At 43.8% G+C, this 11,851-nt stretch carries 12 protein-coding genes and 1 other RNA gene; 11 read left to right on the plus strand and 2 right to left on the minus strand.

What is annotated here, in order from left to right:
- Positions 1 to 102: 102 nt before the first annotated feature.
- Both tadA and NQ503_RS02365 read left to right on the plus strand, forming a co-directional pair.
- Positions 103 to 618, plus strand: a complete 516-nt coding sequence (tadA, locus tag NQ503_RS02360) for a tRNA adenosine(34) deaminase TadA (protein WP_044924947.1) — start codon at positions 103 to 105, stop codon at positions 616 to 618.
- Positions 619 to 689: 71 nt separating this feature from the next.
- Positions 690 to 1,127, plus strand: coding sequence for a GatB/YqeY domain-containing protein (locus NQ503_RS02365; protein WP_022388570.1), 438 nt, complete (start codon positions 690 to 692; stop codon positions 1,125 to 1,127).
- A gap of 170 nt (positions 1,128 to 1,297) precedes the next feature.
- On the opposite strand, the gene ffs is transcribed toward NQ503_RS02365, so the two are convergent.
- An RNA gene (ffs, locus tag NQ503_RS02370) (signal recognition particle sRNA large type) lies at positions 1,298 to 1,559 on the minus strand.
- Positions 1,560 to 1,805: 246 nt separating this feature from the next.
- Between ffs and NQ503_RS02375 the strand changes: the two genes are divergently transcribed.
- The 8 genes from NQ503_RS02375 (at position 1,806) to NQ503_RS02410 (ending at position 9,701) form a co-directional block, all read left to right on the plus strand.
- Positions 1,806 to 2,888 carry a 6-phosphofructokinase gene (locus tag NQ503_RS02375; protein ID WP_005422633.1) on the plus strand — a complete coding sequence of 361 codons (1,083 nt, stop codon included), beginning with the start codon at positions 1,806 to 1,808 and terminating at the stop codon, positions 2,886 to 2,888.
- Between the two features lie 116 nt (positions 2,889 to 3,004).
- Positions 3,005 to 4,618 carry a DNA polymerase III subunit gamma/tau gene (gene dnaX / locus NQ503_RS02380; RefSeq protein ID WP_005422634.1) on the plus strand — a complete coding sequence of 538 codons (1,614 nt, stop codon included), beginning with the start codon at positions 3,005 to 3,007 and terminating at the stop codon, positions 4,616 to 4,618.
- 65 nt (positions 4,619 to 4,683) lie between these two features.
- Positions 4,684 to 5,040: a YbaB/EbfC family nucleoid-associated protein gene (locus tag NQ503_RS02385; protein WP_005422635.1), complete on the plus strand. Its 357-nt coding sequence runs from the start codon at positions 4,684 to 4,686 to the stop codon at positions 5,038 to 5,040.
- Positions 5,040 to 5,639: a recombination mediator RecR gene (gene recR / locus NQ503_RS02390; RefSeq protein ID WP_005422636.1), complete on the plus strand. Its 600-nt coding sequence runs from the start codon at positions 5,040 to 5,042 to the stop codon at positions 5,637 to 5,639. The genes NQ503_RS02385 and recR overlap by 1 nt, the downstream gene beginning before the upstream one ends.
- Positions 5,640 to 5,677: 38 nt before the next feature.
- Positions 5,678 to 6,811, plus strand: coding sequence for a LacI family DNA-binding transcriptional regulator (locus NQ503_RS02395; protein WP_044924950.1), 1,134 nt, complete (start codon positions 5,678 to 5,680; stop codon positions 6,809 to 6,811).
- A gap of 241 nt (positions 6,812 to 7,052) precedes the next feature.
- On the plus strand, positions 7,053 to 7,709 hold the full coding sequence (gene fsa, locus NQ503_RS02400) for a fructose-6-phosphate aldolase (RefSeq protein ID WP_005422638.1): 657 nt from the start codon (positions 7,053 to 7,055) through the stop codon (positions 7,707 to 7,709).
- Between the two features lie 223 nt (positions 7,710 to 7,932).
- Entirely contained in the window at positions 7,933 to 8,775 is an 843-nt protein-coding gene (locus NQ503_RS02405; protein WP_287776335.1) for a transketolase, read from the plus strand.
- Positions 8,763 to 9,701, plus strand: a complete 939-nt coding sequence (locus tag NQ503_RS02410; protein ID WP_005422648.1) for a transketolase family protein — start codon at positions 8,763 to 8,765, stop codon at positions 9,699 to 9,701. Before NQ503_RS02405 ends, NQ503_RS02410 begins: the two co-directional genes overlap by 13 nt.
- On the opposite strand, the gene yyaC is transcribed toward NQ503_RS02410, so the two are convergent.
- A complete protein-coding gene (gene yyaC, locus NQ503_RS02415) occupies positions 9,685 to 10,239 on the minus strand; it encodes a spore protease YyaC (protein WP_005422649.1) in 555 nt (184 codons plus the stop codon). The genes NQ503_RS02410 and yyaC overlap by 17 nt on opposite strands.
- A 194-nt stretch (positions 10,240 to 10,433) precedes the next feature.
- Here yyaC and NQ503_RS02420 point away from each other — a divergent pair, with 194 nt between their 5' ends.
- The gene (locus NQ503_RS02420) at positions 10,434 to 11,747 is read left to right on the plus strand and encodes a LysM peptidoglycan-binding domain-containing protein (RefSeq protein ID WP_154648304.1); all 1,314 of its coding nucleotides are present in this window, start codon (positions 10,434 to 10,436) and stop codon (positions 11,745 to 11,747) included.
- The last annotated feature ends 104 nt before the right edge of the window (positions 11,748 to 11,851 follow it).

Below are 11,851 nucleotides of genomic sequence, written 5' to 3' on the forward strand. Positions count from 1 at the left end.
GCCGGACGTATGAATTCTATTTTAAATTTTCCTCATTGATTTTGCAACCGACTTTTACTATACTGATTTGAAAAGAGCAACAACGATCAGGAGGAGAATCTTTTGACAGAACAGGAGCGTTTTATGAAAGAAGCCATCCGACAGGCAAAAAAAGCGCGGGCACTGGAAGAAGTGCCGATTGGCTGCGTGATCGTATCGGACGGAAAAATCATTGCGAGAGGATACAACAGAAGAAATACAGATAAAAATACATTGTCACATGCGGAACTGAATGCGATCCGTAAAGCAAGCAAAAAACTGGGCGACTGGCGGCTGGAAGGATGTACGATGTATGTGACACTGGAGCCATGTCAGATGTGCGCCGGAGCACTGGTACAGTCCAGAATTGATGAGGTTGTGATCGGAAGTATGAACCCAAAAGCAGGCTGTGCAGGATCGGTCCTGAATCTTTTGCAGGTAGACAATTTTAATCATCAGGTAAAAATTACCCGTGGTGTTCTGGAAGAAGAATGTTCGATGATGCTGTCGGATTTTTTTCGGGAACTCCGCGAAAAGAAAAAACGTCTGAAAATGCTTGCGAAGCAGCAGGCAGAACAGGAACAGACCCGGGCTGATTAAAAAGCAAGCCCCTTGTTTTTTGTTCCGGAAGTGATATGATAAGAAAAAGAAAATACGAGGAGGATTTTGAAATGACACTGGAAGCATTAAGAAAAGACATGGTTGCTGCCATGAAAGCAAAAGATAAAACAACGAAGGATGCAGTGTCTTCACTGGTATCAGCAGTAAAAAAAGCTGCCATTGATGAAGGCTGCAGAGAGGATGTTCCGGAAGCACTGGTTGACCGTGTGATCCTGAAAGAAATGAAAACAGTCAAAGAACAGCTGGATACCTGTCCGGAAAGCCGTGATGATCTTCGCGCTGAATATCAGGCAAGATATGATGTGATTGCAAAATATGCGCCACAGCAGATGAGCGCAGAAGAAATCCGCACATACCTGGAAGAAAAATTTGCAGATGTGCTTGCCACCAAGAATAAAGGTCAGATCATGAAAGCGGTTATGGGAGATCTCAAAGGTAAAGCAGATGGCAAACTGATCAATCAGGTCGTTGCTGATATCTGTAAATAAAAAATGTGCATAAAGTCTGATCCCAAAAACAGACTTTAGAATAAACCAAAATTTTAAGCCAAAAACATAAGACCGGAGACAGAAGGAAAGAGAATTCCTCTGTTTCCGGTCTTATTGCATAAAAAAATACTCTATGGAAATGATATCCACAGAGCAGAATAATCTTTTTTCCGCGCGCCGCACTTCGAAATGTTCCCATGAACGTTACCTTTACAGTTAACTCGGCCCAGGCACCCTCACGGCACACAAGAGCTTCTGCTTAGTGCTGCTACATTCCTGTCCTGACACGGTTCACAGATTCCTGTTGCGTGAGACCCAAACGTCAACGCCACTTATAAAGGGCAGCTCCACAGGAGACAAACCTCAGATTGGCATCACCCCTGCTGTAGCGGATTGCAGGTACAGGGCACCGCTATCTCCCCGGCTGCGCGGACTTTAAGTATAGACGATTTTTGAATACTTGTCAAGTAGGGGTAAAGTATTATATAATAGTAAACAACACTTACGTTACTGTTCACTCCGTTCACAGTAACTTGGTCAAAATGCATTCCAAATCACCTTCGGTGATGGCATTTTGCCCCGTATGTCTCGGGATTTTGCCATATTCATGGCAAAACACCTCGCGGGATATTAGCTGTGAACAGTTACACACTTACACTGTAAGGAGGAAAATCTACGATGATCAAAAGAATTGGTTTATTAACAAGCGGTGGTGACTGCCAGGCTCTGAATGCAACTATGAGAGGTGTTGTAAAAGCCCTGTCAAATGCAGTGGAAGACCTGGAAGTTTATGGATTTGATGACGGATATAAAGGACTGATCTATGGAAAATATCATATGCTCACAGCAAAAGATTTTTCCGGAATTCTGACCCGCGGTGGTACGATACTTGGTACATCCCGTCAGCCGTTTAAACTGATGCGCGTGCCGGATGAAAAAGGACTGGATAAGGTTGAAGCTATGAAGCAGACCTATTACAAATTGTGTCTGGACTGTCTGGTTATTCTTGGTGGAAACGGAACGCAGAAGACAGCCAATCTTCTGAGAGAAGAAGGTCTGAATATCATTCATCTGCCAAAAACGATCGATAATGATATTTATGGAACAGATATGACATTTGGTTTCCAGAGTGCGGTAAATATTGCTACGAATGCAATCGACTGTATTCATACAACAGCAACATCTCACGGCCGTGTATTTATCGTTGAGATCATGGGACACAAAGTCGGAAGTCTGACTCTCCATGCAGGTATTGCCGGCGGTGCAGATATTATTCTGATTCCGGAGATTCCGTACGATATCAAGAAAGTATGTGCTGCGATCGAGAAACGAAATAAAGCAGGAAAACGTTTTACGATCCTTGCCGTTGCTGAAGGTGCAATTTCAAAAGAAGATGCAGAACTTCCGAAGAAAAAATATAAAGAAAAACTCGAAGTCAGAGCGAAGAAATATCCGTCTGTTTCTTATGAGATCGCGGATCAGATCAATCAGGTGATCGGCAGCGAAGTACGTGTTACAGTTCCGGGACATATTCAGCGTGGAGGAGAACCGTGTCCGTATGACCGTGTACTTTCTACAAGAATCGGTGCCGGTGCAGCAGAGGCAATTCTGGATGAAGATTACGGAATTATGATCGGCGTCATCAACGGCAAGATCAAGAGGGTTCCGCTTGCTGAATGTGCGGGCAAACTGAAAATGGTTTCACCGAAAGATCAGATCGTCAAAGCTGCCAAACAGATCGGTATCAGCTTCGGAGACTGACAGGAGTTATAACAGAGAGAACAACGACCGCCGCGGGAGTTTTCCTGCGGCGGCTTAATGCCTGAGAATATTTCTGCAAATATGATATTCCCGGGCAGCAGGAGAGGAGTGTATTCATGAGTTATACTGCCCTGTACCGAAAGTTCAGGCCCGATAATTTTGAAGACGTCAAAGGGCAGGATCACATTGTGACCACGCTTACCAATCAGATCAACGCAAACCGTATCGGACATGCATATCTTTTTTGCGGAACAAGGGGTACCGGTAAAACAACGGTAGCCAAGATCCTGGCAAAAGCAGTCAACTGTGAGCATCCGGTGAATGGAAGTCCTTGTAATGAATGTGAGATGTGCAAAGCCATTCAGGCGGGTACTTCCATGAACGTGATCGAGATCGATGCTGCCTCCAATAACGGTGTGGATAATATTCGAGAGATTCGGGAAGAGGTTACGTATCGCCCGACAGAGGGCAGGTACAAAGTATATATCATCGATGAGGTGCATATGCTTTCTACTGGTGCGTTTAATGCCCTGCTCAAGACACTGGAAGAACCGCCGTCTTATGTGATCTTTATTCTGGCAACAACCGAGGCCCACAAGATTCCGATTACGATTTTGTCCAGATGTCAGCGGTATGATTTCCACAGGATCTCAATCGATACGATCGCCGCACGGTTGTCAGAACTTCTGAAAGTTGAAGGCGTGGAAGCAGAAGAAAAAGCAATTCGTTATGTGGCAAAGGCAGGAGACGGATCCATGCGAGATGCACTCAGCCTTCTGGATCAGTGTATTGCGTTTTATCTGGGGCAGACACTTACCTATGATAAAGTGCTGGATGTGCTGGGCGCTGTCGATACAGAAGTATTCAGCAGACTCCTTCGCAAGGTGCTTGCCGGAGATGTGACATCTGCAATTCGCATTCTGGAAGAGCTGATTGTGGGAGGAAGAGAACTGAGTCAGTTTGTAGGTGATTTTACCTGGTACATGCGGAATCTTCTTCTTGTCAAGACTTCGGATAATCCGGAAGAAGCGATAGATGTTTCTTCTGAGAATCTGAAACTTCTCAAAGAAGAGAGTGAGATGACGGACAGTGATACATTGATGAGATATATTCGTATTTTTTCAGATTTGTCCAATCAGATTCGTTTTGCAACACAAAAAAGAGTGCTTGTGGAAATTGCTCTGATCAAACTCTGCCGTCCGGCAATGGAGACGAACCTGGATTCTGTTCTGGATCGTATCCGTGTACTGGAGCAGAAGATAGAGGAACGCCCGGTACAGCAGGTAGTCGTACAGAGTGCGGCAGCACCGGGAAGCGAAGCAACAGCTGCGCAGGCAGAACCGCCGAAGCCGCCACAGAAGGCTGCTCCGGAAGACCTGCAGAAGATAGTGGCAAGCTGGAAGATGATCGTTGGACAGACTACAGCAGCTTTCAAACAGGCGTTGCTTCAGTCTGTGCCGAAATACAATGGAGAGACTGGTGAACCAATACTGTATGTGGAATTCCAGACACCTCTTGGCAGGCTTTATCCGGATGATTCTGACGCAAAGAAAGAATTGCAGACGATCATTGAACAGAAGCTTGGAAAGAGCATTGAACTTCATATGCTTGTAGCAGAGGACCACCAGCAGACAAATCTGACACAGATCACAGTCGATCAGGCAATCCGTGAGAATATCCATATGGATGTTGTGATCGAAGAAACACCTGGATCTGAGCCGGAAGAATAAATATTATCAAAGAATCCCGCACAGGCGGTTTTCATATATTAAATATCATCAGGAGGATTTATAAAATGGCAAAACGTGGAGGATTTCCGGGCATGGGAATGCCGGGTAACATGAATAATTTGATGAAACAGGCGCAGAAAATGCAGCGTCAGATGGAAGAGAATCAGAAGGCTCTGGAAGAAAAAGAATTTACAGCAGCAGCAGGCGGCGGAGCTGTGGAGGTTACTGTTTCCGGTAAACGTGAAGTGACAAAGGTAAAACTTGCAGAAGAAGTAGTTGATCCGGACGATATTGAAATGCTGGAAGATCTGATCGTGGCAGCTACGAATGAGGCACTTCGCAAAGTTGAAGAAGAATCAGCAGCAGTAATGTCAAAACTGACAGGAGGACTCGGAAGTTTAGGCGGAGGCCTTCCCTTCTGATGGAATATTACAGCACACATATCAACAAGCTGATCGAACAGCTGTCTCATCTGCCGGGAATCGGACCGAAGTCGGCGCAGAGACTGGCATTTCATATTATGAATATGCCAAAAGACCAGGTTGAACAGCTGACCTCTTCGATCACGGGTGCTCGTGAGAAGATCCGTTACTGCAAGAAGTGCTGTACGCTGACAGACCAGGAACTCTGTCCGATCTGCAGCAATCCCAAGAGAGATGCGAGTACTATTATGGTTGTAGAAAATACCAGAGATCTTGCAGCTTATGAAAAAACCGGCAAATACGAAGGGGTTTATCATGTGCTTCATGGTGCAATATCGCCGATGCTGGGAATCGGACCGGATGATATCCGTCTCAAAGAACTTATGAAGCGCCTGCAGACAGAAGATATCAAAGAAGTGATCATTGCCACCAATTCCAGTCTGGAAGGTGAGACAACTGCAATGTATATCAGTAAGCTGATCAAACCTACAGGAATCCGTGTCAGCAGGATCGCAAGTGGAGTTCCGGTAGGCGGAGACCTGGAATATATTGACGAAGTAACGCTGCTTCGTGCGCTGGAAGGAAGAGTGGATCTCTGATACAGCTTCACGCAGACAGCAGAAAGAGAGAAAGAATATTGGCAAAAAAGAAGGCAACTTCCTCACAGGTGGCAGAAAAAGCCGGAGTTTCACAGGCGACTGTTTCTATGATTCTGAACCGCAGAAGCAATGTTTCTTTTTCGGCCGAAACGGTGGAAAAGGTAGAATGTGCAGCCAGAGAGCTGGGCTATGAACTGCCTCATCGCAAAAACAAAAGCAACACAAGAAAAGAAAAACTGATCGTTGTACTGTGTCCTACGCTGACCAGTCCTTATTATGTACTGCTTCTTCAGGGAATTGAATCGGTTGCCAATGAGAAGGGGTATGGCGTTTTTACCTGCAACACACAGAGAGATGCGGGGCTGGAAGAAAAATATCTGCGTATGATCAGCACGATGGACCCGCAGGGAATCATCTATGCATGTAATCCTCATCCGGACTTTCAGAAAAAGGTGGAGGAACTGGCAAGGAGGATTCCCCTTGTTATTATCAGCAATAAAGAAAAGACAACGACAGTAGACGCGATCAACCAGGACAATACAATGGTCGGAAGATTGATGGCACGCCATTTGCTGGATCTGGGGCACAGAGATGTGGCATTTATCACACCGCCTCTGACCAGACGACAGTGGCAGCGCTCCAGAAGAGTGGATGGTTTTGTGAAAGAATATGAGAAGGAAGGACTGGCTGGGCATGTATTGATCAAAGCAGCAGATGAATCTGTTGACCGTACGCTGCCAAAAATGGATTCGGAATATTCTATGGGATATCAGCTGACAATGGAATTGTTGAAAGAGGACAGAAACTTTACGGCAATTGCCGGCCAGAACGACATGATGGCTCTTGGCGCGATCGATGCGCTGGAAGAATCCCGAATACGTGTGCCGAAAGATGTTTCAGTCATTGGATGTGATGATACTTTTTATTCTGGCATCCGGAGACTTTCGTTAACAACGATCGATCATTTTGTTGCGCTGAAAGGCAGAGATGCCTGTGATATCATTATTCGCAAGATCATGATGAATGACCAGTTTTATTCGGCAGGACTGCAGCCAACCAGTCTTTATAATATTGAATATACCCCGAAACTGATCACTCGTAAGACGACTGCCTATGCAAATACAAAAAGAAAGATTCCGGATCCGGATGGAATGACGGAAAAAATAAAATAAATATGTATAATAAAATTATTATTAATAATTTGATGTAAATATCAGTGAGACTACTGAGAAAACTTGGATTTTCAAGGCGCTTATAGATCAAAAATCGTAAATAAAGCAATAATTTATTTATAAAAATTGATATTATTAATAGAAAATTTATTAATAATTCTGGCGCCTCTTGACCTTCATGTTTGGTCTGTTATAATGAAAATATCAAAAAAACAGAGCAAAAACTCAGGAGGGAATTAAAATGAGATTTTTTATCGACACAGCAAATGTAGATGACATTCGTAAGGCAAATGACATGGGAATTATCTGTGGTGTTACCACAAACCCGTCCCTGATCGCAAAAGAAGGAAGAGACTTCAACGAAGTGATCAAAGAAATCACAGAGATCGTTGACGGACCGATCAGCGGAGAAGTAAAAGCTACAACAACAGATGCAGAAGGTATGATCGCAGAAGGACGTGAGATTGCCAAGATCCATCCAAACATGGTTGTAAAGATTCCTATGACAGTAGAAGGTCTGAAAGCTGTCAAAATTCTTTCAAAAGAAGGAATCAAAACAAATGTTACTCTGATCTTTACTGCCAACCAGGCTTTACTTGCTGCAAGAGCAGGTGCTACATATGTATCTCCGTTCCTTGGAAGACTGGATGATATCTCCACAGACGGACTTCCGCTGATCCGTCAGATCGTTGAAATGTTTGAAGTTGCTGGAATCGATACACAAATCATCTGTGCAAGCGTTCGTCATCCGATCCATGTAACAGAATGTGCACTGGCAGGTGCTGATATCGCAACCGTACCATACAAAGTTCTGGAGCAGATGACAAAACATCCTCTGACAGATGCAGGAATCGAAAAATTCCAGAAAGACTACAAAGCTGTATTTGGTGACAAATAATACATATTATATATAAGATGTGAGAGGAATCCCACCTCTGCAGGTGGTGAATCAGTGGCGGGATTCTTGAATTTTGTAAATACAAGGTCATGGTGCAGCGTGAAGTTGGTGAATTATATCCTTGTACTTGACTAATGTCAGAATTAATTGTAGCATAAGCATGTTATGGATTAACTATGGGCGAAATAGTTATTCTTCAAATTATTAAAAGGAGAAATTGAACATCATGGAGAAATTAGAACTTCAGAAAATTGCGAACGAAGTCCGCAAAGACATCGTGACCGCAGTTCATGCTGCAAAAGCCGGCCATCCGGGCGGATCTTTATCAGCAGCAGATTTATTTACATATCTGTATTTTGAAGAAATGAACGTAGATCCGAAAGATCCGAAGAAAGCAGACAGAGATCGTTTTGTCCTTTCTAAAGGACACACAGCACCGGGACTTTATTCTGTACTTGCGGAGAGAGGATATTTTCCGAAAGAAGATCTGAAGACTCTTCGTCATCTGGGATCTTATCTGCAGGGACATCCGGATATGAAACATATTCCAGGTGTAGATATGTCCAGCGGATCTCTTGGACAGGGAATCTCAGCAGCAGTAGGTATGGCACTTTCTGCAAAACTGAGCAACGAATCCTACAGGGTGTATACACTTCTTGGCGATGGTGAGATTCAGGAAGGTCAGGTTTGGGAGGCAGCTATGTTCGCAGGCTTCCGTAAACTGGACAACCTTGTTGTGGTTGTTGATAATAATGGACTTCAGATTGATGGAAAAGTAGATGAAGTTTGCTCTCCATATCCGATTGATAAGAAATTTGAAGCATTTAATTTCCATGTGATCAATGTAGCAGACGGAAATGATATGGATCAGCTGAAAGCTGCATTTGACGAAGCAAAGACTGTCAAAGGAATGCCTACCGCAATCATTATGAAAACTGTCAAAGGTAAGGGTGTTTCCTTTATGGAAAACCAGGCCGGATGGCATGGCAAAGCTCCGAATGATGAGCAGTATGCACAGGCAATGGAAGATCTGGAGAAAGTAGGTGAAGCATTATGTCAGAAGTAAAGAAAATCGCTACAAGAGCCAGCTATGGCGCAGCTCTGGTAGAGCTTGGAAAAGAACATGAAGATCTGGTTGTTCTGGACGCTGACCTTGCTGCAGCTACTCAGACAGGAATGTTCAAAAAAGAATTTCCGGAAAGACATATTGACTGTGGTATTGCAGAGTGCAACATGATGGGTATTGCGGCCGGACTTGCAACAACAGGCAAGGTTCCGTTTGCAAGTACTTTTGCAATGTTTGCTGCAGGCCGTGCTTATGAACAGCTTCGCAACTCTGTTGCATATCCGAAATTGAACGTAAAAGTAGGCGCTACACATGGTGGTATTTCTGTTGGTGAAGATGGTGCTACACATCAGTGCTGCGAGGATTTTGCACTTATGAGAGCAATCCCTGGTATGGTTGTTATGAGTCCTTCTGATGATATTGAAGCAAAAGCAATGGTAAAAGCTGCATATGAGCATGTAGGACCTGTATATATGAGATTTGGCCGCCTGGCAGTTCCGGTAATCAATGACAGACCAGACTACAAATTTGAAATGGGCAAAGGCATCGTTCTTCGTGAGGGAAAAGACCTTACTATCGTTGCAAACGGACTTTGTGTGGCAGCTTCTCTGGAGGCGGCGGAGAAACTGGCAGCAGATGGAATTGATGCAAAGGTAATCAATATCCACACGATCAAACCACTGGATGAAGAACTGATCGTAGCAGCAGCCAAAGAGACCGGCAAGGTTGTTACAGTAGAAGAACATTCTATTATTGGTGGTTTAGGCGGAGCTGTATGCGAATGCCTTTCTGAAAAAGCTCCTGTACCGGTTAAACGTATCGGTATTAATGATGTATTTGGAGAATCTGGTCCGGCAGTTGCTCTTCTTGAGAAATATGGCCTGGATGCAGAAGGTATTTACAAACAGATCAAAGAGTTTGTCTAAAATCAGATTGAGGGATCATCAGCAAAATCCCGTTGGAGATTTGTTCTGCAATGGAAATAACAGTTGACAGACGGGTGGTCTGGAGCGTTAGCTGTTCCAACATGCCTGCTGTGTTGACGATTCCTGTAATATGAATATGGCCGACAGGCGGCAGTTTTTTATGAACGGCAGCACCTGGGTACAGTGCACCATTAGCGATGGTCACATATCCCAGGTGCTTTTTTTGTCCCAAAGAAGCATCAACAGCAATGATCAGGCTGTCCGGATGCCGGGAAAGAATCTCTTTGCGTGTGTCACAAAGGTTTAATGCATGTACAGGCTGTACAAGTGTTCCGTAAACATATATTCCTGGAAAACAAAAGGAACTGAGCCGATGACCAACATAGGGACCAAGACAGTCGCCTGTGACACGATCGGTTCCAATACAGAGAAAGACAAGATCTGTCCAGTGATGGGGATAGGAAAGAATGCATTTTTTTAACAGAACAGAGATTTCTCTGGAACAGTCCTGCTGATTTGTATTGATATAGAAAGCCATAAAAATTCCTCACGATGGTTGAGCATCAGCTGGATGCTATAAATGGATCTGTCGGTTCTGCTTTATTGTATCCGCAGCAAAAGAAAAATATGCACCATGCAGAATATGTCGTTAAATTCTTGGGGGTGTCTCTTATATTATGCTAAAATCTGCATTTCCTGTATGGTATTCTGATGCCTGAAGGGGTGATATATATGATAGAGGTTATCTACAAAGATGAAAAACAGACAGCAAAAGGAAATGAGGAAAGTTTTAACCTCCCCAAAAATATACGTCAGATAGGAATTCCGAATGAAAAATACCGGATTTATATTGAAGATTATGTATACACTTTCCTAAAGAAAATAGCAGAAAAGGCGGAAGAAGAGGAAAAAGGTGCGGCTGCTGTTTTTACGGGCGAAATAAAATGGAATTCAGGTACAGGCTATCTGTTTATCAGGGGAGCTCTGACGGCAGAGGCAGGGGAGATTTCGGCAGAGCATGTAGAGTTCAGTGATCTTACATGGCAGAAACTTCATGAGGAAATAGAACATTATTTTGCAGGGCAGGAAATTATAGGGTGGTTCCTGACGCAGAAATCTCTTCAGATGGAAGTGACAGAAGGCGTGCAGCGGATCCATATGAAACTTTTTGGCGGAGAAAAAGCGCTTATGCTGATGGATCCGGTAGAAAAAGAGGAGGCTTTTTTCTGCTATGACAATGGCAGATTGTTGAGACAGAGTGGATATTATATTTATTATGAAAAAAATCCGCAGATGCAGGCGTATATGCTGGAAAAGAATCCGGAACTGAATCAGCCGGAACAGGAGCTGGTTGCAGACGACGCGGTTAAAACTTTTCGAAAGATCATTCAAAAGAAACATACAGAAGAAACGCAGGAAACAGAAGAAAGAGCTTCTGTTTTTTCTTATGCGGCAACAGCCTGTCTTGTGTTGGCTGTGCTGACGGTTGGTGTACAGTTTTATCAAAATTATAACCATAAGAGTATAACGGATACGATCACGGAGACGGTTTCCCGAACTGCAAATTCAACGGAAGTGACAAAAGCGGAAAGGCAGACGGAAAAAAAATCAGTTACGCCAACTTCTGCGTTGAAAAAAGATCTGACTCCGATTCCAGTGTCTCCGGCGGCGACAGAAACACCGCCAGTAACATCAATGGCTGCTGAGGATAATGCTGAAACTGATACAAAAAACGTTTTGAATTCGGAAAAAGAACAGGAAATCTATCGGGAAGAATCCGATACCAGAAAAGCGGAGCGGAGAGTGAAACAGGAACAAGTGGAAAACAATGCTGCTAAGAACAAAATAAGCGAGGATGTGACGGATAGCGCAGTGACTTCATCAGCAGAAGCGGGAACATCATATGTGATCAAACCGGGAGATACCTTATATCAGATCAGTATATCCAGATATGGTACAATGGAAAAAGTGGCTGATATCTGTCGGGCAAATGGTCTGACAGAGGAGGAAATTATTTATCCGGGGCAGATAATTGTATTGCCGTAGAAAATTTGATATAATAAAAAAATCAGGAATGCTGTGAACAGAATGAGCAGTGACCGATTAGAAGATAACGGATGACTGGTCGCAGGAAATACCTGCGATAAAGT

The sequence above is a fragment of the Blautia obeum ATCC 29174 genome (assembly GCF_025147765.1).
In the GTDB taxonomy this organism is placed as follows: Bacteria; Bacillota; Clostridia; order Lachnospirales; family Lachnospiraceae; genus Blautia_A; species Blautia_A obeum.

Excerpts from the sequence above, each read along its gene's own strand:
- NQ503_RS02365 (WP_022388570.1), top strand. The coding sequence starts at position 690 with ATGACACTGGAAGCATTAAGAAAAGACATGGTTGCTGCCATGAAAGCA.
- NQ503_RS02420 (WP_154648304.1), top strand. The coding sequence starts at position 10,434 with ATGATAGAGGTTATCTACAAAGATGAAAAACAGACAGCAAAAGGAAAT.
- NQ503_RS02410 (WP_005422648.1), top strand. The coding sequence starts at position 8,763 with ATGTCAGAAGTAAAGAAAATCGCTACAAGAGCCAGCTATGGCGCAGCT.
- dnaX (WP_005422634.1), top strand. The coding sequence starts at position 3,005 with ATGAGTTATACTGCCCTGTACCGAAAGTTCAGGCCCGATAATTTTGAA.
- NQ503_RS02385 (WP_005422635.1), top strand. The coding sequence starts at position 4,684 with ATGGCAAAACGTGGAGGATTTCCGGGCATGGGAATGCCGGGTAACATG.
- fsa (WP_005422638.1), top strand. The coding sequence starts at position 7,053 with ATGAGATTTTTTATCGACACAGCAAATGTAGATGACATTCGTAAGGCA.
- NQ503_RS02375 (WP_005422633.1), top strand. The coding sequence starts at position 1,806 with ATGATCAAAAGAATTGGTTTATTAACAAGCGGTGGTGACTGCCAGGCT.
- recR (WP_005422636.1), top strand. The coding sequence starts at position 5,040 with ATGGAATATTACAGCACACATATCAACAAGCTGATCGAACAGCTGTCT.
- yyaC (WP_005422649.1), bottom strand. The coding sequence starts at position 10,239 with ATGGCTTTCTATATCAATACAAATCAGCAGGACTGTTCCAGAGAAATC.